This is a genomic window from Mucilaginibacter sp. GW821-FHT07G05 (assembly GCF_059418565.1).
Genome location: NZ_JBWKQC010000002.1, coordinates 664571 through 684782, shown reverse-complemented (window position 1 = coordinate 684782; position 20212 = coordinate 664571). Strand labels below are relative to the sequence as shown.

Annotated in this window: 22 protein-coding genes and 1 pseudogene; 15 read left to right on the top strand and 8 right to left on the bottom strand. The window is 41.7% G+C overall.

What is annotated here, in order from left to right; genetic code table 11:
* Nucleotides 1-23 precede the first annotated feature (23 nt).
* The gene (locus AC07NA_RS07350) at nucleotides 24-2966 is read right to left on the bottom strand and encodes a DNA polymerase III subunit alpha (RefSeq protein WP_494896940.1); all 2943 of its coding nucleotides are present in this window, start codon (nucleotides 2964-2966) and stop codon (nucleotides 24-26) included.
* Between the two features lie 2 nt (nucleotides 2967-2968).
* Entirely contained in the window at nucleotides 2969-4129 is a 1161-nt protein-coding gene (gene dinB, locus AC07NA_RS07345; RefSeq protein ID WP_494896938.1) for a DNA polymerase IV, read from the bottom strand.
* A 250-nt stretch (nucleotides 4130-4379) separates the two neighbouring features.
* On the opposite strand from dinB, the gene AC07NA_RS07340 reads away from it, so the two are divergent.
* On the top strand, nucleotides 4380-4868 hold the full coding sequence (locus AC07NA_RS07340) for a hypothetical protein (RefSeq protein WP_494896936.1): 489 nt from the start codon (nucleotides 4380-4382) through the stop codon (nucleotides 4866-4868).
* Between the two features lie 5 nt (nucleotides 4869-4873).
* Nucleotides 4874-5686, top strand: coding sequence for an SOS response-associated peptidase (locus AC07NA_RS07335; RefSeq protein ID WP_494896934.1), 813 nt, complete (start codon nucleotides 4874-4876; stop codon nucleotides 5684-5686).
* A gap of 16 nt (nucleotides 5687-5702) precedes the next feature.
* On the opposite strand, the gene AC07NA_RS07330 is transcribed toward AC07NA_RS07335, so the two are convergent.
* The 3 genes from AC07NA_RS07330 to AC07NA_RS07320 all read right to left on the bottom strand — a co-directional run bounded on the left by AC07NA_RS07330 (nucleotide 5703) and on the right by AC07NA_RS07320 (nucleotide 6760).
* Nucleotides 5703-6122 carry a DUF1810 domain-containing protein gene (locus AC07NA_RS07330; protein ID WP_345211777.1) on the bottom strand — a complete coding sequence of 140 codons (420 nt, stop codon included), beginning with the start codon at nucleotides 6120-6122 and terminating at the stop codon, nucleotides 5703-5705.
* On the bottom strand, nucleotides 6115-6303 hold the full coding sequence (locus tag AC07NA_RS07325) for a DUF2188 domain-containing protein (protein ID WP_494896932.1): 189 nt from the start codon (nucleotides 6301-6303) through the stop codon (nucleotides 6115-6117). Before AC07NA_RS07325 ends, AC07NA_RS07330 begins: the two co-directional genes overlap by 8 nt.
* A gap of 265 nt (nucleotides 6304-6568) precedes the next feature.
* Entirely contained in the window at nucleotides 6569-6760 is a 192-nt protein-coding gene (locus tag AC07NA_RS07320) for a hypothetical protein (protein WP_345211776.1), read from the bottom strand.
* Between the two features lie 88 nt (nucleotides 6761-6848).
* Between AC07NA_RS07320 and AC07NA_RS07315 the strand changes: the two genes are divergently transcribed.
* From AC07NA_RS07315 to AC07NA_RS07285, 7 genes are all read left to right on the top strand, one after another.
* Entirely contained in the window at nucleotides 6849-7232 is a 384-nt protein-coding gene (locus AC07NA_RS07315) for a hypothetical protein (protein ID WP_494896930.1), read from the top strand.
* A 287-nt stretch (nucleotides 7233-7519) separates the two neighbouring features.
* Nucleotides 7520-8617 carry a S1/P1 nuclease gene (locus AC07NA_RS07310; protein ID WP_494896928.1) on the top strand — a complete coding sequence of 366 codons (1098 nt, stop codon included), beginning with the start codon at nucleotides 7520-7522 and terminating at the stop codon, nucleotides 8615-8617.
* 4 nt (nucleotides 8618-8621) lie between these two features.
* Complete coding sequence (locus AC07NA_RS07305) at nucleotides 8622-8861, top strand: hypothetical protein (protein WP_494896926.1); 240 nt, start codon at nucleotides 8622-8624, stop codon at nucleotides 8859-8861.
* Nucleotides 8862-9194: 333 nt separating this feature from the next.
* A complete protein-coding gene (locus tag AC07NA_RS07300; RefSeq protein ID WP_494896924.1) occupies nucleotides 9195-9467 on the top strand; it encodes a hypothetical protein in 273 nt (90 codons plus the stop codon).
* A complete protein-coding gene (ku, locus tag AC07NA_RS07295; RefSeq protein ID WP_494896922.1) occupies nucleotides 9464-10234 on the top strand; it encodes a non-homologous end joining protein Ku in 771 nt (256 codons plus the stop codon). Before AC07NA_RS07300 ends, ku begins: the two co-directional genes overlap by 4 nt.
* Before the next feature lies 1 nt (nucleotide 10235).
* Nucleotides 10236-10589 (top strand): hypothetical protein, encoded by a 354-nt coding sequence (locus tag AC07NA_RS07290; RefSeq protein ID WP_494896920.1) that lies wholly within the window; start codon nucleotides 10236-10238, stop codon nucleotides 10587-10589.
* 284 nt (nucleotides 10590-10873) lie between these two features.
* Nucleotides 10874-11776: a hypothetical protein gene (locus AC07NA_RS07285; protein WP_494896918.1), complete on the top strand. Its 903-nt coding sequence runs from the start codon at nucleotides 10874-10876 to the stop codon at nucleotides 11774-11776.
* A gap of 229 nt (nucleotides 11777-12005) precedes the next feature.
* Here the strand turns inward: AC07NA_RS07285 and AC07NA_RS07280 are convergent.
* Nucleotides 12006-12683 (bottom strand): annotated as a pseudogene (locus AC07NA_RS07280) (6-bladed beta-propeller); the annotation flags it as partial.
* Entirely contained in the window at nucleotides 12641-12925 is a 285-nt protein-coding gene (locus tag AC07NA_RS07275) for a hypothetical protein (protein ID WP_494896916.1), read from the bottom strand. The pseudogene AC07NA_RS07280 and the gene AC07NA_RS07275, both read right to left, overlap by 43 nt.
* Nucleotides 12926-13052: 127 nt before the next feature.
* Here AC07NA_RS07275 and AC07NA_RS07270 point away from each other — a divergent pair, with 127 nt between their 5' ends.
* The 4 genes from AC07NA_RS07270 to AC07NA_RS07255 all read left to right on the top strand — a co-directional run bounded on the left by AC07NA_RS07270 (nucleotide 13053) and on the right by AC07NA_RS07255 (nucleotide 16859).
* On the top strand, nucleotides 13053-13997 hold the full coding sequence (locus tag AC07NA_RS07270) for a carboxypeptidase-like regulatory domain-containing protein (RefSeq protein ID WP_494896914.1): 945 nt from the start codon (nucleotides 13053-13055) through the stop codon (nucleotides 13995-13997).
* A 16-nt stretch (nucleotides 13998-14013) separates the two neighbouring features.
* A complete protein-coding gene (locus AC07NA_RS07265; RefSeq protein WP_494896912.1) occupies nucleotides 14014-14613 on the top strand; it encodes a peptidase associated/transthyretin-like domain-containing protein in 600 nt (199 codons plus the stop codon).
* A 335-nt stretch (nucleotides 14614-14948) separates the two neighbouring features.
* Nucleotides 14949-15878, top strand: coding sequence for a carboxypeptidase-like regulatory domain-containing protein (locus AC07NA_RS07260; RefSeq protein WP_494896911.1), 930 nt, complete (start codon nucleotides 14949-14951; stop codon nucleotides 15876-15878).
* A gap of 24 nt (nucleotides 15879-15902) precedes the next feature.
* Entirely contained in the window at nucleotides 15903-16859 is a 957-nt protein-coding gene (locus AC07NA_RS07255) for a peptidase associated/transthyretin-like domain-containing protein (RefSeq protein ID WP_494896909.1), read from the top strand.
* Nucleotides 16860-16936: 77 nt separating this feature from the next.
* On the opposite strand, the gene AC07NA_RS07250 is transcribed toward AC07NA_RS07255, so the two are convergent.
* A complete protein-coding gene (locus tag AC07NA_RS07250; protein WP_494896908.1) occupies nucleotides 16937-18055 on the bottom strand; it encodes a DUF4934 domain-containing protein in 1119 nt (372 codons plus the stop codon).
* 647 nt (nucleotides 18056-18702) lie between these two features.
* Here AC07NA_RS07250 and AC07NA_RS07245 point away from each other — a divergent pair.
* Both AC07NA_RS07245 and AC07NA_RS07240 read left to right on the top strand, forming a co-directional pair.
* Nucleotides 18703-19626, top strand: a complete 924-nt coding sequence (locus AC07NA_RS07245; protein WP_494896906.1) for a DUF8464 domain-containing protein — start codon at nucleotides 18703-18705, stop codon at nucleotides 19624-19626.
* Between the two features lie 173 nt (nucleotides 19627-19799).
* Nucleotides 19800-20210 (top strand): plasmid mobilization protein, encoded by a 411-nt coding sequence (locus tag AC07NA_RS07240; protein WP_494896905.1) that lies wholly within the window; start codon nucleotides 19800-19802, stop codon nucleotides 20208-20210.
* The last annotated feature ends 2 nt before the right edge of the window (nucleotides 20211-20212 follow it).

Below are 20212 nucleotides of genomic sequence, written 5' to 3'. Positions count from 1 at the left end.
TCTTAAGTTGTACTATATGTTCATTAGGATATAACGGGATTGGGTAAAATAGGCAGCTTGGCAAACTTGAGCACTTCCAGGCTGGCGAAGCCGAATTCCTGTACTACTTTACCCAGGATCAGGTAACATCCCGCGCCACGGAAAGGGTAAGACGGCGTGCTGTAGGGAAAATGCACCGTATCGAACGTATTGCCCTCCACGTCCAGGAAGTTGCCGAACCACATTCTTTTATTCGTTTTGGTATGCACCGTTTTTTCACAGACGTAGAGACCGACCATTTTTACCCTTTGCCCGACATGGTTGATCAAGTCGTTAGCCAATATTTCGCCCCGATAATCGGTCTGCAAAAGTTCAAACATCGTCATGCTCAAAGGAAAGCCCAGCAGTTCCAGCTCATGATACGCGTTTTCAAGCCGGGTGTTGACGAGTACAGGCAAGGAATAATTTTTGGCTTCCAGGCAAAATAGTTCAGCGGTATTGGATGGCTTTCCTTTCGCCCCCAGCAGTAAATGAATAGCCCAGAGCAGTTCCTTTTTGCTTTTTCCGGTAAACCGCAGCGCCCCTACCCGGATCAGCGTGATGGCCTGTTCCAGCCCGATGCCCGTTCTTTTGATAAAATCTTCCAGGTTTTGATAGGTACCGTTCCGCCTGCGTTCTTCCGGGATCAGCGCTATAAAAATATCTGTCAAACCGTGGATACCGGCAAAGCCCAGGTAGACGTCTACCCCGCTGATGTTCACCAGGCTTTCGCTGTTATTGACGCAGGGCAGGTGTACAAGTCCCCCTGATCTTTGTAGTTCCTGTACATACAAGGCCCTGTCATAAAAACCGCCATAATTGTTCAATACCGCTACCATGAATTCACGTGGGTAATAGGTTTTCAGGAAAAGGCTTTGATAACTCTCCACCGCAAAACTTGCGGAATGTGCTTTTGAAAAACTGTAACCGGCAAAAGAGGAAACCTGCCGCCATACTTCAGCAACTACTGCCGGGGGGCGCCCTAATTTGATCGCGCCTTCATGAAAACGCTCGACCAGCCTGTCAAATTCCTTTTTAGAACGGTATTTGCCGCTCATCCCCCGCCTCAAAATGTCGGCATCTGTGCCATCCATACCCGCGAAGTGGATACAGATCTTGATCACGTCTTCCTGGTAAACCATGACCCCGTAGGTTTCCTTCAGCTGCTCCTCCATCACGGGATGCAGGTACTGAACCTTATCAGGGTGATGGTGATTCTTGATATACTCCCCCATCATCCCGGAACTGGCAACGCCGGGACGGATAATGGAACTGGCGGCAACGAGCACCAGGTAGTTGTCACAACCTAACTTCCGGTTCAGTTGGATCATGGCCGGCGACTCGATGTAAAAACAGCCTTTGGTGTTGCCTATCCTCAGGTTGGCATTGACCGCAGGGTCTCGCATGAAGGTTTTCACCTGGTGAATGTCGATCTTTCGCTGCTGGTTTTCCTCCACTAATTTAACCGCCATTTTAATGTGCCCGATCCCGCGCTGGCTCAGGATATCATACTTGTCAAAGCCGATCTTCTCTGCTTCGTACATATCCCACTGGACGGTCGCCATACCTTTAGGCGGCAGGTCAAGCGCGGTATAGTAGGTGATGGGTTCCTCCGTGATCAATACCCCGCCGGCATGGATGGAGCGCTGGTTGGGCATGTTGGCCATCCGTTCATGAATGGCTACGATCTTCCTGAACGTATCATTGTTCTGGTTGACTGCAGCCTGGGTCGGGTCGGTAAAACCGTCGATCTCTGACTTCGGAAGTCCCATCACTTTGCCGATCTCGCGGATAATACTTCGGTCTTTGAAGGTCGACATCGTGCCAAGCAGCGCGGTGTGCTGGCTGCCGTAACGCTTAAAGATATAATCCTGCACGTCTTCCCGCTCGTCCCAGGAATAGTCGATATCAAAATCAGGCGGCGAGGTACGCTGCGCGTTTAAAAACCGTTCGAAATAAAGGTTCAATTCGATCGGGTCGACATCGGTGATTTTAAGGCAATAAGCGACGATACTATTGGCACCGGAGCCACGGCCCACATGATAATATCCTTGTGAACCGGAATAACGGATGATATCCCAGGTGATCAGGAAGTAAGCGCAAAAGTCCAGCTCATAGATCACTTTTAGTTCATGCTTGACTTTACGCAAGGCTTCTTTATTGGCCTTGCCGTAACGGTATTCCATACCGCTTAAAGCCAGTTTTTCTAACAGTTCCCGGTCATTTTTCTTGTTCCCGGTAAAGGTTCTTCGGTTCAGATTGATCCGGCCTTTCGGGTAATCCATGACGCATGTATTCATCAGGTTCCGCGTATTATCCAGTATGAATGCATACCTGGAAAACTTAGCTTCCAGCTGCCCGGGCGATAAGAACATATCGGTCGGCGAACATTTATCCGCTTCAGTAACCTCCGTCAGTACAACATTCAGATCGATCCCCCTTAAGTACTCATGCAGGCGGTACTCGATCTTATCCGCCACGAACACCGGCTGCAAGGCCAGCAACTTCTCTTTGATTTCCTTTAAATCGTTGCCGTATAACCGGTTAAGCTCGTTGAAACAGATTCCCAGGTATTCGTTTTTTTTCAATGGAACCGCATGTCCGTAAGGATAAACGATGTAGGCATCACTAAATTCCGGAGCGATGTCCGGCAGCGCCTTTTGTTCCAGGTTATGCTCGCTCAGGAAGTCGTTCAGCTCCTTCATACCTTCCCTGTTTTTTGCAATACCGATATAGAGCAGGCGCTTCTCCCTTCTGAATTCCATACCCGCGATGGGCTTAACCCCTTTTTCGTCACACTCCCGCATAAACTCCATGATGCCGGTGGAATTATTGATATCGGTCAGCACCATTTGCGTGATGCCCCGTGCCATGGCTTCCGCTACCAATGCCGGGATGGACATGGTGCCGTAGCGCAAGCTATATTGCGAGTGGACATTCAGGTACATAACTATAAGTTTAAATTAATACCTGACGCCAGTTTGATCGCATCCGGGCCAAAGCGCCGGCGGATCTTATCCATCGCCTGGCAAAGGCTGTACTGCTCTTCCGATTCCGAATACAGGTCGATCTGTTCGAAACCACCCACGAGGTTGGACAAGCGCACGCCGACCAGGCGGATAAGCAAACGCTTTTGATAGGCTTGCTTGAATAATTCTTTGACCTTCCTGATCAGCGGACCATCTAAAGCGGTATAGGGAATCATGGCCTGTTTCGTCACATCCTCCCTCGTGGAATAGCGTACGGTTACGGTTACGCAGGCTGCCTGCTTTTTCTTTTGCCGTAATTCAAAAGCCAGCTCCATGACCATCGAGGTCAATAAATAATTGATCGATACCAGGTCAATACTGTCACTTTTAAAAGTACTTTGTGTTCCGATAGATTTCTGCTCCTGGTAAGGAATGATCGGCGATTCATCAATTCCTTTTGCCTTCTGTAACAGCCAAATGCCGTTTTTTCCCAGAATGCTGTTCATGTATTCCGGGTGTACCTGCGCGAGTTCATAGATTCGCTTGACACCCATATCGCTCAGCTTGATAAAGGTCTTCTCCCCTAACCCGGGAATTTTACGGATCGAAAGCGGGTTCAGGAATGGTTGTACCACCGCTTTGTCTATGTTCAGCTCACCGTTCGGCTTACACTCGTTGGTAGCCATCTTGGAAACGGTCTTATTGACGGAAAGCCCGAAAGAGATCGGCAAAGCGGTTTCTTTCATCACCTTGGCACGCAGTTCCTTGGCATACAACAAAGTGCCGAAATGCCTGTCCATGCCCGTCATATCGATGTAGTGCTCATCGATGCTGGCTTTTTCTATCAAGGGTACATTTTCCTTGAGGATTTCGGTGATCTCATGGGAGGCCTTCGAGTATTCATCCATATTTCCCCTGATCCAGATACCATGCGGACATAACATGCGCGCCATCCTTGCCGGCATCGCCGAGTGCACACCAAATTTCCGGGCTTCATAACTGCATGACGCCACTACCCCACGGTCCGACAGGCTGCCGATAATGACCGGCTTTCCCGTTAATTGCGGGTTTTTACGGACCTCTACAGACACAAAAAATGCGTCCTGGTCCATGTGTATGATCTGGCGGTCTGTGCTCATCATGCTTACCGGTTATGTTAATTTGCGATTCATTTTTTTCCTGTATTACGCTTTATTTGGAGGACCTATTTGGATTAAAATACGTCCTTTGCAAAGCGGACAACAAAACTAATACTAAAAATATTAGTATTTTGTTTATGTTTGAAAATATTTTTTCCGGTAAGGTCAAGCGCCCTAATACACTGATCATTAACCGATAACCATGCATCTTCAGTTGTAAGGCCGGAGGTGATCATTAAAAAACGCTGTAAAAATGATGGAGACCCTGTTTTACAACCCATTCCTGAGAATTAAGGAGGACACGATAAAGAAACTGATTGGGATGAGCAAGCCTTTTGTGGTCATTCAGCGCTTTCAATGGCCGGGGCAACCCGCGCAGAAAACTTTTTTACTGTCGGCGTACGCCGAACGTAACGAGGCCCGTTTACACGAAGCGGAGTTAGGGGAAAAAGAAGGCAAAGCGCAGAACCTGCTCGATCCGGCACAGTATCAAGCGATCGTTAAACTATTAAAAACCGAATCCGGCTTATCGATGTTCTTTAATGGCACGATCGACGCAAGACATGAGAAAAGATTGCAGGATGCTTATAAGAAACCTGTTTATGCGTATATTCAATCCATCCGCATGAAAAAGGAAGAACATTATGATGTGCGTATATTTGTGGAGTACGGCCGCCTGAAGGCACAGATCACCTCCGGTGAGCAAAGCCATACCGCGCTTTTTTATAACATGATAAAATAAGATTTATGTGCAGGGATATCAGTTTTCATTCCGAGATCAAAATAGTGACCGATGACTTTAAAGGGATTAAGGTCGCCCCTGATGTGGCCCGGCATCCGGATGAGCTGATACACGTCACTTGTGAAATATTACCGCAATATCCCATCGTCGTTAACCGGAATGATCTTCACCTGGTAAATATGGGGTGGGGAGTTATTCCTGTTTACGAACAAGATCCGAAAATGCGCCAGATCCGCAGGCGCAATATGGTCAATGCGCAATCTGAACGTATCCTTGGTGATAAAAAATCTTATTGGTACAACATGCGGAATAACCGTTGCCTCATTCCCACCACAGGCATTTACGAACACCAGAAGGCAACGGGATTTAAAAATAAGATACCGTACCACGTTAGCGAAAAAGGCAGAGCCGGTTTTTATGTGCCCGCGCTTTACCAGGTTAGCCAGGAAGTTGACCACTACACCGGCGAGATATTCTCAGTCCCCTCTTTTACAATGATCACCAGAAGCGCGAATAATGTGATGGCATGGATCCACAATGATGGTGATAATAAGCATCGCATGCCTTTATTTCTTACGCAGGAAATGGAAAAGGCCTGGTTGCAGGCAGATTTGAAGGAGGGTGATATGGACGAGATATTTCATTACTGTATACCGGACGAAGACCTGGAATACCATCCCGTGTTTTCGATACGGGGCGGAAAACCGCATCCTGATGGCCATCTCAAAAATGCCCGCTATGACTGGGGAGATAAGCTCCCTGTTTTTGGAAGCGAATCAAAAGCAAATGGTAACGAACAGCCCTCCCTCTTTTCCTAAAGGTCCTTTAGAAGATTCAAATCAATTGCACGGTGGCATGATCTTTTTCACCAAGATAGTATTTCTCTAAGACGGCTAAAAAGACAGGATCGGCCCCGGGTACCAGGGCAAATAATGTCATCGAAGATCGCAGCTTCAAGTCATCAGGCGATCCCATTATGTCCCCGGCATTATCGCCTCTGAGTGCTAATAAAGCTTTGCTGATGGCCACCAATCTCGGCCCGAGAATAGGGTGTGCGAGATAAGCTTTGGCTTCAGGCAGGTCTTTAATCGCATAATGTTTCGCCATGCTGCTGAAACCAAGCCCGTCTATTTGGGGGAAAATATACCACATCCAATGGCTTTTTTTGCGGCCGCTTTTGATTTCCGTAAATGCCGTCGCATAATCACGGAATTGCGCGTCTAAAAAACGTTTCAGGTCAGGATAGTTATCCATCTTTTGTCTTTTTCTGTTCTTTGGCAAAATGCGCCCGCGCCTGTTTCAACCCTGTCGCAATCGCTTCTCCTTCGTTGCCGGTTGTCTTCAAAACCTCGTTGGCGATCGCTGTCGCCTTATCCCTTATTTTTTGTGGTTGGTTTTTATAAGATGGCGGATAATCTCCGTTGTGCCAGGGCATAATTCCTCCTTTTTACCTTTAACACACGAAAGCCGGTTTTGATTTAAGTACGGTTTGAATAGACGCGGATTGAGCTTCAAACACATACGGTGTTTCGCCACCACGTCGCTTCCCGGACGCCTGTTGTTTGGTGTTGCCGGGATCGAACATGATAAGCGCCGTCACATCCTTATTGGCACTTGAAACGTCAGTATAGGTTCCAGACCATCCATCACCGCTTTTTTGTCACTTGCTTTTTATCCTCAACAACACTTTTCATATCCACCTACGCCGTATCTATCTCATTTAACTTTAACCGCAGGTTTTCGTTGATCAGGGCATGCTGTTCAAACTTTCGCTTTAACCCTGCTAAATGCTGACGTTCGAACATACCCATCTTTGGGCTTACATCGTCCAAAAGCCTCATAGCTTCCAAAAGTATTTCTTCAGTCAATTTAATATCCGCCGATGTTTTCATTCATTTTAAACGAGAGTCAAAATTATCAAATACATTTTATAATGCTAATTTTTTTAGTATAAATTTGTAAACACAAAACGATTAAACGATGGGATACGAGGTTACAATAACGACAGAAGGCACCGTAATCAGGAATCCGGATACCGGCATTAACGTGGAAGTACGTGAAAAAGTGAAAGCATTGATGCCGGAGCAGACTGCTTATTGTATGGCAACACAATACCGGATCAATGGCGGATTTATTCCTGAAAAGATATTTATGTTCCGCGTTTTGCCCGGCATATCGCTTGAAACTCTTAAGGAGGCAGTCGATTTCTTTTTCAGCGATTTTATTAAAACGCAACTCTACGTGAAGGAGGTACCTCCTGATTCCGCATTTTTCCCCCAGGAAGCGCTCCGGTTATATGGCAACCATGAACAAGCAGTAAATAGCAGAAAGCCTGACACGATTCATGAAAGTGGGACAAAGTAAAGATTGCCGGAACATTTATTGGAAGACCAGGCTGAGTTATTGAAACGAACATAGCAGCATATTGCTGACTACGAACGGGACGATAACAATCGTAGCAAAAACATGCTGTACCACTTCAAACACGGTTTATCCCTGGAATTCAAAAAGCAATTTACCGGAAAAAAGTCGACTTCTGATGATCAAGTCCAAAGGGTCATGGAACCTGTCTGAAGCAGACCTTCTCCCAGGTCGTTTGATAATTATCAACAGTTTTTTATTTATACAACACCTCCAATTATATTCGCAGCATGAAGAAATTCTTTAGTATTTGCCTGATATTGCTGTCAGTGGTTCTGATTTCCTGGGGTTTTAAAGCGCATCGTGTCATAGCGACCATTGCACAAAAGCACCTGACTAGTAATACTGCCTATGTAGTTTCCGCTTATTTGAAAGGCGAAAGCATGGCTGACGTGGCCACCTGGGCTGACGAAAACAAAAACAAAGCAACAGCTCCATGGCATTTTCTCAATCTGCCTTTAGGGCTAACCCACGAGGGTTTTGTACAGGCCGTCCAGCAAAGCGACGACAATACATACACCGCTCTCCTTAAAACAGAAGCGACACTGAAAGATAAAACGGTAAATCCGGAACAAAAAAACGAAGCGTTGAAATACCTGATCCATTTGGTCGGAGATGCGCACCAGCCCATGCATATTAGCCGCAAGGAAGATAAAGGTGGTAACACCATACAGGTCCGCTTTGATAACAAGGGAACTAACCTGCATGCCCTATGGGATAGCCGGCTGATTGACCATGAGGGTTTAAGTGAAACAGCGATGATCAAGGCCTACGATCTGGCCACACCTGCGCAAATCCAACAATGGCAGTCAGACAGCCCGATGGAATGGCTATGGGAGAGTTACCAGTTGAGCAGCGAATTATACGCGCAAACGAAAGCTGGCCAGCAGATTGATGAAGCTTATTACCAGCGATCCATCATCATCGTCCGTAAACGCATGGACCAGGCGGCTATACGTCTGGCAGGTGAACTCAATAAACTATTCAATGACGAACAGTTAAAAATCACCAACGTAACTCTCGTACCGCCGCCACCGGTCAGTGCAGGTGTAGCAAGCCTGGTAAAACTGGAAGAAATTAAAAATGCTATAGGGAAAACAATACGCACCGAGGGAAAGGTCTATAGCAGTAAAGATATCGGCAGCATGGTATTGGTCAATCTAGGCGCGGCTTATCCTAACCAGTTACTGACGGTTGTATTAAAAGGCAAAGCTAAAGAACTGGGCACCCAATTGGAGAACAAGAGTATCACGGTAGAAGGCGAGGTAACCAATTATAAAGGAAAACCGCAGATCGTCATCATTGACCCGTTAAAGATCAAATTTTAATCTGATGAATGAGCCGTTTATCATTCCGGTAACTTACCAGGGAACTGAACATGAATTTAAGGCGCGATTTGAACGGTGGGGTTATACCCACCGGATTGCTGTGCTGATTGATGAGGCTACGTTTGTTTTTGAACCCGATGAAGAAGGCGGTTACCGCGCACTGTCAATCAACGCCACAACTGTATCCCTGAATGTCGGATTATTGCAGGCTGTGGCTGAGAAACTCAGGTCGCTAAGCAATTAGCGCATATTATTGATCTGATGTGCTGTCTGCTTTTTCAATCTGCAGATTTCCCAATCGTTTGGCTAGATCATGGAATTTTATTTTCGCAAAAATTGGAGGCACGGATCATGGTCTTTCTTGGTAATAAATGGCCCCGATAACTACCGCCAGTGATTATCTTGCGCGCCCCTATGAATAACCTCACTTTGCTTTTGATGTCAAAATGATCGTCGTTTTCAGGAACGGGACATTGCTGTTCAAAGCCGATGATCATTCCTGTAATAGAAAACCGTTCGTTTTGCTTTTAGTGCTATATCAACAGAAACAATAAGGTTTTCAAATAGTTATAAGGGTATGGACAATTACCCGATCATCATCACCGTAGGTAAAAAAGCGCATCATTTTGAGGTGGGGGAATACGCGCACCACCAAGACGGTAAATGCAAATTCCGCGTTTATGAGAACGGCACTTATGTAGCAAGCTTTACCCCGGATGATCAGGATTTTCTGCATATCTGCCAGAATCCAGGCAGAGTAGATGAAGAGATACTGCATTTACTGGCCGACAAGATCGAAGCGCATCACCCGCATGGTGTAAATGACAATATCAGAAAACTAAAGTTATGAGAAGTATCTGGACAGGCTCGATCGGTTTCGGCCTGGTGAGCATCCCCGTTAAATTATTCTCTGCCGTGCAGGAAAGCAGGCTCGACCTGGACATGCTGGATAGCCGTGATCACGCCCACATTAAATTCCAGCGGGTCAATGAAAACACCAAAAAGGAAGTTCCCTATGATAAGATCGTTAAAGGCTACAAGTATAACGATGATTATGTGATCATCGAAGATGCAGACTTTGAAGCTGCGGCTCCTGAAAAAAGCAAGGTGATCGAAATCGAAAGTTTCGTTGATATTGCTTCTGTCAACCCCATGTACTATGAAACATCGTATTATACCGCTCCTGCTACCAAAAAGAACAAAGCATATGCCTTGTTACTTTCCGCACTCAAGAAATCAGGCAAAGCAGGTCTCGCACGCTTTGTCCTGAGAAGCACCGAAAGTTTATGTGTCGTACACCCGGTGGAAAACGCCCTCGTAGTAACACGTATCCGTTTCTCCCAGCAAATACGCGAACAGGAGGAGTTAGGGCTGGATGAAAAACTGGAGGTAAGTAAAAAAGAACTCGATATGGGCCTGGCACTTATTGACCAGTACACAGAGCCAATTGACCTCTCTAAATACAAAGACGAATACCATGATGAATTATTAAAGATCATTGAACAAAAGGCCAAAGGCAAACGACCGACGATCAAAAAATTAAAACCAAAAGCTGCTAAAGGAGATGACCTATATGATCAGCTGATGAGTAGTCTGAAAGTTAAAAAGGGTGCTTAATATGATGAGCCCTGTCCATATCACTATTCCGCAGGCAGACGGCAGCGACCGTTATGTCGTTATCGAACCGATCCTGGAAATACAAGGCCCCAAAGGGTTAATCTCTGCCGGTGGATATAAAATCTATCAAGATAATTTTGGCGATGACACCCCGTTCATTACAGCGCCAGTCGAATTCGATACTCCCTCCAACGAACTACCTGACGATATGAACCCGGATTACCTGGGAAAACTTTTGTTTAAAAATGGCAGTGTTCAGCATTTTGAAGGCAGGGAACTTAGCCTTGTCGAGCAGGCTTACCTTGCTGTCTTTATCGAGACCTATCAGGATCCGGATATACCCACCCAACTTTAACTAATTTGCCCTGTTATCAGAGGAATTGGTTCTGGCCGTTTACAGTAGAGGCTGAAATCGCAGAGAGGTCAGCCGCTGAAATAAAGATCATTAAGCTCTTCATATGCTTATACAACTAAAAAAATGTGTTTCTAAACAGCTCCTTAAGTGGTTATTTATGCCGTACATAAAAATTCCACCTTTCTGTCTGGCATCAAAAATCGCGGTGTTTAAATTTGTGGGTGATTATGGTACACTGGATGTAACTATTTGCAAATTAGCCGTCTTTTTACATATTTGTATAAATGATAGAGGATCGTTTAATTTCTTTATTTCCAGACATGCACGTGAAGGTTTTGCAGGAAAATGCACGTTTTTCTGTAAGGGGAAGTATTGAAGGTTTGGCGGTTCATTACTTGTTTGAGTCGGTCGGAGAAACTAAAGAAGTTGATCGACAATATATCCAACAGTTTTCCACTTGGCTTATGGGGAACAAGGTGTCTAAAGGTTATCTTTTACTTAAGCATCCCGTAAAGAAAAAAATACGAGATCTGGCTCTCCACGCGGGTATAGAACTTATTCACCAGGATAATTTCTATGCAGAAGATTTTATGATCATTCCAAAAGTACCCATTAAATATTTTCATCCTTCATTACGCACGGCGGAAATCACACAAAAGGTATATTATAACAATGCGATGGCCTTACAGCCACCAACAAGACTAACTACCCGCTTGAAGGATGTTGGATTGATCTCTTTAGACGGGGGCGTCAGTCAGATGCTACAGAGTGAGTTTATTGTTAATAAGTATTTTGAATTGCAGCCAGATGTTATTGCTTTTGAGAATCTGGATTTAAAGGATGAACGCGTGTTTACTAAAAAAAACAATGCCTGGCTACTTACAGACCTGGTAATCGCTTTTAAATGGCGTAAGCCTGCTTATCTTATTTATCTTAACGCGGCCGATCTCTACCCTTACCGGAACCAATGGAAAAGCAAACCGATGTCACCAGATTTCAGGGTTAAGCAATTGACCTTGCCACCGAAAGAAGAGTGGATTATGATCGGCAACCCCCACAAGATGCCGGTACGAAACAACCTGTTATTAGAAGGAATCTATGAATTACCTGAAAACATGGCCGATTGGATTCCGCAGCACCTGAGTTATAACAATGACGATGATGATGAGCTCGTCTTTTACCGATAAGTCCCTTAGTTTTCCAAAAAAATTCAGTAAGAAAGCTCGCTGAAGCCGAAGTAAAAACACTATTAGTTTCCACTGCTTGTAGAGACATTCCTATTGGCATATAATTTACGGCACTATCAAATCCTATTGTGGAAAAAGGGGTAAGTCTTTGGCATTCTATATTAAAATGATAGATATTGGAAAACAATTCGCCATTCGAGTATATTTTGAAAAAAATATTCGATTTTAACCTGTAAAAATCTGAGATAATAAATATCCTATCTCTATTCTGCTGTAGGTAAGACATATGTAGATTTCTATACTTCAAATTTGTTCTAAAGTCAGTAGGAATACTGTTGTCTACAGGGAAAATAAATTTAAAACTCTTAAAGAGGGAGTTTTTATTTAACCTATAAATGTGATAATCGTATGGTTGCACAAAATAGTATTCGTCTTTATGTTTGTAGAATGTTTTTTGGGTATTGTAGGTATCAACGAAATTGATTTTAGCGGTATCAAAAGAAAGATATGATGACTTGAGTTTATAATTATTTATAATCAATAGATTGGCTGGAGTAGGCAAATTATAGCTCTTTTTTAATTGGCTATTTATAATTATGTTTTCAAATGAAGGATAATAAGCTAACAAATTGCTATCTAAGCTGACGAAATTTCTAAAATACAACAAAGGCGCTTCCTCGGCTTGAAGATTACCATCCAAATCGTATATATATATATATATATATATAGCAGGCTTGCTATGAAAATCCGGCACCAAAATTTCTTTTTTTTGATAGTTAACGGCGAAAAATGAAGCACTAATAGAAAATCGGGATATGAATTTTCCCATCCTATTAAAAATCAAAATTGATTTAGTTGAGCGATCTAAAATGATAAACCTTTTTGCTGTGACCTCAAGTTGGGATATGTCGCTAAAAATACTGTTCTTATTAGTTTCAAGAGGGAATACTTTACGGAATCAAAAATGGATGATGCTTTATGTATTGTATTTATTTTATCTCTGTCATTTGTAGGATCTATTTTAATAGTGATCATTTTGCTTGAATCCACATTCGTGTATTCTAAAATCTTATTAGTTTTATTTGTATTGCATGAAACAAATGCAGAAATAGCAAAAAGATATAGACCAGTTAAGATCGCTTTTTTCATGATAGAGGTTTAGGAGGTTAAGCAATTTGCATTGCCGTGCACTAAATTACTTTATAACTTTAAAGAAACAAAATTATTTTGTTTTTTTGTCAGACGTTAGTTATTAAACCAACCATAAACCCATATCATGAAATTCTTCCACAAATGCTTGTTCGTTTGTCTTTTACATTTAATTACTATAAAACATTCCCGTGCGCAGCAAACGTATAAAGGGACCGTCATCAACAGGCAAACTAAAGCGCCCATTCCATATATAACTATTAAGTTAACTAAAGAGAAAATAGCTACAGCTGCCGATGACAAAGGAGATTTTGAGCTGGTATCAACAAATGGCAGGGCTAATGACACTTTATTACTTAGCGGAGTTGGCTATAAAGCCGTAAAAGTTCCGATACAAGGGTTCATCAACAACACTAAAATTGAACTAATAGAAGATGCTGTTTTTTTAGATGAAGTTAGGATATCTTCTGCTAAAAGAAAGTTAAAAAGAAAAGAACTTAATCCGTTCAAAACAAGCCAAGTTACCCTACCTGAACAACCTTTCGCAATGATGGCTCAAGCCGCTATTAAATTAAGTTCACCCGAAATTTTCAGCCTTTTAAAAACAGTAAAAGTAAATCGACGTATAGGAGATTATGATACTTACACAAATACAGAAGCAAGATTTAGGATACATGTTTTTGACATAGATTCTGTTACCGGTGGCCCGGGTGAAGATATTGTACATCAGCTAATTGAAGTTTATGATAAAGACAATGGAGAGATAGAAATCGATCTTACTCCATACAATATTGTTATCCCCGGAAAAGATTTTTTCGTGGGCGTGGAATGGCTGTATATATCCGCAAATGAAAGCATAAGTGGAGGCTTAGGTCATGAATTCCATGGGTTTACCTATATGGATTATGAGGTACTATACCATCCCATCATTCACAATATTCGTTCCGATAAATCGGGGCAAAAAATTCATACATGGTATAAAGTTGCTCCTCGCTTACCTTGGGAATTTCTTGGTGCAAAAGGGAAAACTTTTTTTTGGAACATTGCCATCTCCGCTGAGATAGAATATTGATCCTAAATTATCGATAATGAAAAAGTATTTATTGTTCGTACTGTTCTTAACATTCCACACCCCAATTATCTTGTTAGCCCAGGATCAACTATTACAGGGCGAAGTATACGATAAGGTCACGCATAAACCGTTGCATTTAGCAACGATAATTTTAATGAAGGCCGAAGTCGCTTGTAATACTACTATTGATGGGGTGTTCTCCTTACAATCACCCAAGGTGGATTTATCTGATACGCTTTGGGTATCCTGCGATGGCTACCATCCTGCAAAAGTACCTATCAACCAGTTTGTTAATAATTGGGTAATCTCTCTTCAAAAAAACACTCCTGAGAAAAGGCCGAAAAGCCAAATAAAAACTAACTACCAAGCAGAACTTAATAATTTGAGTAATGAGCGACTTCGGTACTTTACCGGTATAGAGCGATGGCTTGAACCGTTTAACTATATACAACTTGCTCAAAAATTTACTGCGCCGGCAGTAAATAGTAAATTAAAAAAAATAACTGTCCAATTATATATTAGTCTCTACCAGCCATTGCATGATAGTTGCATGTTTCGTGTCCATGTTTATGGTATGGATAAATCAACTGAAGGACCAGGCGCAGAATTAACATAAGAAGGAATACTAGTTAAATCATACGCGAGAATAAATGTAAAGGTTAATATTCCAGACATCCACATTTCAGGCAAAAACTTTTTTGTGTCCATTGAATGGCTCAGGATACCTTTTAATCGCGCAGATATTCAAAATGAAATATATGTACCACGAGATAGGGGTTCTTTCAAAAATAAAATGTTTAAGCCAATTATTGGTATGTCTAACAAAAAGGGAGAATTTATTAACACCTGGGCTATGAATTTTAAACACGAATGGCAGTTGTATACGTACTTTGTGCCCTATCTCACTGATTTCGCCATTTCTGCTGAGGTGGAATATTAACCTAAACAATCATGAAAAACATTTGCCTAAATTTTTTTCTACTTATTTTTTCCATCAGCTCTTTTGCCCAGCAAACTTTTGAGGGCACAATCATCAATAAGCAAACCAGAGCGCTCATTCCATATATAACGGTTAAGTTAATTAAAGAAGGCATTGCCACAAGTGCAGACGAAACAGGCAGTTTTAAACTCATATCAATACACACTCAAATTAACGATACCTTACAATTTACCGGAATCGGTTATTTACCTGTAAAAATTTCAATAAAAAACTATCATAAGGAAATTACGGAAGACGCTATTTATCTGAACGAAATAAGTATTTCAAAAAAGAAAAAACGGGTTGAAAGAGAAAATATGCATGTTTTCTCTTTTTCCGATTTTGGACTTACCGAAACAAGGTTCTCCTATTACAAACAAGTGGCCAAACGGTTCGATTGTAGAAAGGAAAACGGAATGCTTGAAAAGGTTAGAATCGGAAGGGTAGTGGATGCAGCAAACAGGAATACTTATACCAGGTTTAGGCTTCACATATATGGAATTGATCCCGGAACTGGTGCTCCATCAGAAGATTTAACACATGAGTTGATAGAGATAGAAGATAACAATAATACTTATATAGATGTTAACCTAGCAAAGTACAGTATAATTGTACCAAACAAATCATTCTTTATCGCCGTGGAGTGGCTTTATATACCTATTAACGAATGCTATACACATTTAGTGCATTCAAAGTATGATATAAACTTAAATTTCATCAAGTCGAGGGCATTATATATTACAAACTACCAGCCACTTTTATACCATGTGCCATTTGAGCGTAATATAAAACAACCATATACCTGGGTAATGGAAATGAACGGTAAGTGGCTAAATTTTTACCATTCTGATATATCCCGACCAGTTGGTGAGGCAGCTATCTCAGCGCAGATAATTTATTAATGCGGAATTAGAAAGACTACAACCATGAAGAAAGTATTAGGTATTGGCATTTGTATTTTAAGCTTTAGCGTATCTGCACAGGTAAATAACCTGAGGGGAGGAATCATCAATTCACGGACCAAGCGTTCAGTGCCATATGCGTCAATTATATTGTTAAAAGCGAATTTGGCTACCAATGCCGAAATAGACGGCATCTTTGATATTAATATGCCAGAGGACCCATCTTTGGACACATTGGTAATAAAGCGATTTTATTATGAAACGTTAAAAATACCAGTGTCAACTTACAAAAATGGTTCTATTATCGAGCTAAAAGAACAGCAAACATCTCTTCCTGTTGGGCCTGTTGAAAAGCACGGTAATACCAAACTTGTTTTGAACAAGTTTGATAAAAAAGCTGTCCACTATTATGTTGGGTTAAACAAATATAATTACACGTTTAATTATCTACAGGTAGCGCAAAAGTTCAATGTTTCGGCTGCTAATGCAATACTATTAAATGTTAAGATCTTAAGATTGCGGGATCTTTCAAAGGTCGATCGTGGATACGATCCCCGAACAAAATTTTTGATCCATGTTTATGATATTAATGCACGATCAGGCGCGCCAGGGAATGAATTATCATCGCAACAAATAATTGTAGAAAACAGGTCAGATGAAATTATCGAAGTCGATCTGTCCGAAAATAATATTGCTATACCCGGCAAGCAGTTTTTTATCGCCATAGAATGGCTCAGGATAGATATTAATGAATTGGAAACCTATCCTTTTAACCATCCTGGCAGGACTTCAGATTTTGACAAGGAAAAAGTCCAAAACTATAAAGGGCATATAAAATACCATCCGTTAATCGGTATGTCAGGAACAAAAAGCAGTGAATTAAACACATGGGCGCTCAATTTCCAAGATCAATGGGCGCCATACACTTATTTTCAACCTAATTTTACCGATTTCGCGATATCGGCCGAAGTCCAGTATTAAAAGAGGTTAAGGTTTTAATTTAAGCTCAACTAATAGTGGATTGCTTCGTTTGTCATTTTTTTAACAAAAGCTGCTAGCTAAGGCGTAAGCCCATCCGTACTTAATCTATCGCCTAAGATATCCACAGCACGTATGGAACTAAAAAAGGATGCAATTCCATCACTACCTTGTATATTTAATCCCAAAGGCCAGTTATGGGTTAGTTTATCAGCTATTGTTCCACTAAAATTTATGAGTTGCTCACTTTTTACATTGTAAATAAAAACATCCATGGATAAGTTAGAATATAATTTAAAGCTGAGGTGATTACCCGCTTTGTAAAAGTCACCTATAAGATTAATAAGAGGTTTATGCTCTTCTGAGTAAATACGACGTTTATTCAAATAAATTTTATTATCAAGGAAATCAACCGGTAGCGATTGGTCAGCTGGGAACACAAACTGATAATTTACAGCTAAAGCAGCACCTTGCAAATGATAAACTCTATAGTCATAAGGCTTTGTTAAGTAGGTATCGTCACCACTAGTTCTGAAGTATTTGGCTAATCCACCTGCGTCGTTGTAATTAAAAGCCAAAGTATCGTACGGCAGATAATGGCTTGCAAAACTTTGTTGATTTTTAGCAAATAAAACATTGCTGTATTTTAACGCGGGTGTATTAAGTGTTGGCTCAAATTTATCCTGTACAAATGAATAGCCCCTGTAAAAAGCTGTTGTATTATCTTTAAAAAAGGTAAAATCCGTAAAGTTGATATAAGGTAGTTCATTACGCAGGAATTTCCCCTCATAATCAAAATACATCCATTTACCATCATCAAAATTGATTACTAAAATTTCCTTTTTTTCCTTGTTAACAGCAAAATATATGGTTCGGAACCCCTCCAGCTTGCTATGAAATTTACCATCTTTTGAAAATAAAAATATACCCGATTTACTTCGGGAATTAACGACAGAAACAGCTGCATCGAGTATAATAAAATATTCATCAGTAATCTCTAACTGATCAACTTTGCCAAAGGCGCTTTTGCTGGTTGACTCTAAGGGAATGTACCTTACAGATGAAAATACTTCACTTGCTGCGTACTCCTCCCCTTTTGCGGCTCTCGGGTCAATTCTAATTTCAGTAATATTGCTTGTATCAAGCTGATAAGATATCGCCTGTGTACAACCCTGATTCGCTTTTAATGATAAAAGCATCAGAAAACTAAAAAATAAGAACTTTGAGTTGTTAATACAGGTTGACATAGGATAGATAAGGAATTGGTTACCCAAATTTAATAAGTTAACGTACAAAGTTCGTATTAAAATTTGCTTATTTTTTCGATCTCACCGTCTCCTTTTATTTTTTCGGCAGTACCGAAAGCCGAAATAAAGACACCTGCATCCCCACTTACCTTTTCTACTCCGCTTTATATTGATGTGTGGACTCCCAACGATGTCTTATTTCCTCCAATCTTTGTTTTCCTTGCTCCAAATAAATCTTTCGGTAGTACCGAAACACTCCTGAAAAATCCTTTTTTATTGTCCTGAATTTTGATCCGTCATCAGGGCAATGTCCTGATGAAAACAGCAAGACTGTTACATACGATCATTGACATACAGGGACAAAACATTATCCTGATCCACAGGAAATTTTGCGAAGGTGAGATGGTATCAACAACCGAAAGCGCATTGGCAGACGAAAGTCCGGTTTGTAGAAACCGACGCGGGTAGTCCCGAATAGCTATATACCGGCAGGAATGTCTTTACGGGTTCGTTACCCGCTGCCGGTACCACTGTACTACTCCGACAATCTCTATTTTATCAATCTATTTATTTTATTAATAATTACGACATCAGATTATATGTTAACTGCCAAAGAACTAAAAGAACAGGCCTCGATCGTCGAGCTGTTAGCCAAACTGGGCTATCATCCCGTTCCTAGACATGGACGTGAAAGGATGTACATCAGCATGCTTCGTGATAACGATACAACGCCTTCATTAAGTGTCAATGATGATCTTGGCGTTTGGTTTGACCACGGAACACGTAAGGGTGGAAATATTATCGATTTTGGCCTGGCCTACTGGAAAAACCTAAGTTTCGCGGAAGTTGTTAAAAATATCCAAGAGGTACTTGTTATACAAGCTTCCGAACCCAGAATCTTGCGTCCGCGAAAATCTGTCAGGCCCCCCCATTATATTATTCAGGAAATTAAAGATATCGGTACACATCCTGCAATAACCGGTTATCTCCAATCCCGGGGCATAATAGACGAGGCTAAAGCATACCTCAGTGAAGTGCATTATTATGTTGAAAATAAAGCCGGCGAACGTAAACTTTTCTTTGCTGCCGGCTGGCCGAACGATTTTAATGGATGGGAAGTTCGTAACAAGTATTTTAAAGGATGCCTTGGGAATAAGGCCATTAGTTTTATACCGGGCAATGAGAAAAGCGTCGCTGTTTTTGAAGGCTTCCTGGATTTTCTCAGTTGGAAAAAAGAATATCCGGAACATGATAATAGTGTGATCGTTCTGAATAGTATTACTATGTTAACCGAAGCCGTGGAGCGGGCAAAGAAATTTTCTTCCATCGATCTTTATTTTGACAGGGACAGCGCGGGTTTTGGGGTGACTAAAGCTTTTTGTTTATCACTACCATACGCTACAGACCGCTCCTCTTTATATACCGGATACAAGGACTACAACGACATGGTGAAAGCCCATATGACCTCTTCAAAATTAGCTGCGAATTATTTCTCAGGAACAAGAGTTCCATTTAAAAGATAAGACCATTTTTGGTTAATACCTTACAGTCAAAAATTAACAGCCATTTTTTTCGCCTCCATCACATTTTGTTATCCGGAAATCTATTTGATTTCCTTACGGCAAGATGTCTTTTTGTGTCACAAAAAGTCTCTTGCCCTTCGGGGGATTGGGAAAAACTCGCAACTCGTTTTTCTATGGTTAAACTGAAAAAGTCGATGGGCAGGCCTAAATTGCCAGGTGATAAAAGAAGTAATTTTATTAATATCCGGTTTACAGATGATGAATATCAGCAGATTATTGAACTGGAGAAGACACTGGATTTATCCAGAACGGATTTAATACGTTTACGGGTATTATCGGATGCAGGAAAAGTGGTTGTCAATGCCCGGGAGTTAATGTCACGCATGGACGATATTGGTGCGGACATGGGCCGGATCGGTAATAATATCAACCAGCTAGCCAGGCATGCCAATACCCTTAAACTGCAGAACGCACTCGACCCGCGTGTCATTGAAAAGTTCAATATACTTTTTGAAGAATATATCGCCATTCAGCATATGCTGGAAACCGCACTTCGAAAGATCATCAAGGAACTGGGGCGATAACC

Bases quoted from the DNA above. Each gene is read 5' to 3' on its own strand.
- AC07NA_RS07340 (WP_494896936.1), top strand. From the start codon at position 4,380: ATGATGGAGACCCTGTTTTACAACCCATTCCTGAGAATTAAGGAGGAC.
- AC07NA_RS07270 (WP_494896914.1), top strand. From the start codon at position 13,053: ATGAAATTCTTCCACAAATGCTTGTTCGTTTGTCTTTTACATTTAATT.
- ku (WP_494896922.1), top strand. From the start codon at position 9,464: ATGAGAAGTATCTGGACAGGCTCGATCGGTTTCGGCCTGGTGAGCATC.
- dinB (WP_494896938.1), bottom strand. From the start codon at position 4,129: ATGATGAGCACAGACCGCCAGATCATACACATGGACCAGGACGCATTT.
- AC07NA_RS07285 (WP_494896918.1), top strand. From the start codon at position 10,874: ATGATAGAGGATCGTTTAATTTCTTTATTTCCAGACATGCACGTGAAG.
- AC07NA_RS07330 (WP_345211777.1), bottom strand. From the start codon at position 6,122: ATGGATAACTATCCTGACCTGAAACGTTTTTTAGACGCGCAATTCCGT.
- AC07NA_RS07275 (WP_494896916.1), bottom strand. From the start codon at position 12,925: ATGAAAAAAGCGATCTTAACTGGTCTATATCTTTTTGCTATTTCTGCA.
- AC07NA_RS07265 (WP_494896912.1), top strand. From the start codon at position 14,014: ATGAAAAAGTATTTATTGTTCGTACTGTTCTTAACATTCCACACCCCA.
- AC07NA_RS07310 (WP_494896928.1), top strand. From the start codon at position 7,520: ATGAAGAAATTCTTTAGTATTTGCCTGATATTGCTGTCAGTGGTTCTG.
- AC07NA_RS07315 (WP_494896930.1), top strand. From the start codon at position 6,849: ATGGGATACGAGGTTACAATAACGACAGAAGGCACCGTAATCAGGAAT.
- AC07NA_RS07260 (WP_494896911.1), top strand. From the start codon at position 14,949: ATGAAAAACATTTGCCTAAATTTTTTTCTACTTATTTTTTCCATCAGC.
- AC07NA_RS07290 (WP_494896920.1), top strand. From the start codon at position 10,236: ATGATGAGCCCTGTCCATATCACTATTCCGCAGGCAGACGGCAGCGAC.
- AC07NA_RS07240 (WP_494896905.1), top strand. From the start codon at position 19,800: ATGGTTAAACTGAAAAAGTCGATGGGCAGGCCTAAATTGCCAGGTGAT.
- AC07NA_RS07300 (WP_494896924.1), top strand. From the start codon at position 9,195: ATGGACAATTACCCGATCATCATCACCGTAGGTAAAAAAGCGCATCAT.
- AC07NA_RS07335 (WP_494896934.1), top strand. From the start codon at position 4,874: ATGTGCAGGGATATCAGTTTTCATTCCGAGATCAAAATAGTGACCGAT.
- AC07NA_RS07250 (WP_494896908.1), bottom strand. From the start codon at position 18,055: ATGCTTTTATCATTAAAAGCGAATCAGGGTTGTACACAGGCGATATCT.
- AC07NA_RS07255 (WP_494896909.1), top strand. From the start codon at position 15,903: ATGAAGAAAGTATTAGGTATTGGCATTTGTATTTTAAGCTTTAGCGTA.
- AC07NA_RS07325 (WP_494896932.1), bottom strand. From the start codon at position 6,303: ATGCCCTGGCACAACGGAGATTATCCGCCATCTTATAAAAACCAACCA.
- AC07NA_RS07245 (WP_494896906.1), top strand. From the start codon at position 18,703: ATGTTAACTGCCAAAGAACTAAAAGAACAGGCCTCGATCGTCGAGCTG.
- AC07NA_RS07305 (WP_494896926.1), top strand. From the start codon at position 8,622: ATGAATGAGCCGTTTATCATTCCGGTAACTTACCAGGGAACTGAACAT.
- AC07NA_RS07350 (WP_494896940.1), bottom strand. From the start codon at position 2,966: ATGTACCTGAATGTCCACTCGCAATATAGCTTGCGCTACGGCACCATG.
- AC07NA_RS07320 (WP_345211776.1), bottom strand. From the start codon at position 6,760: ATGAAAACATCGGCGGATATTAAATTGACTGAAGAAATACTTTTGGAA.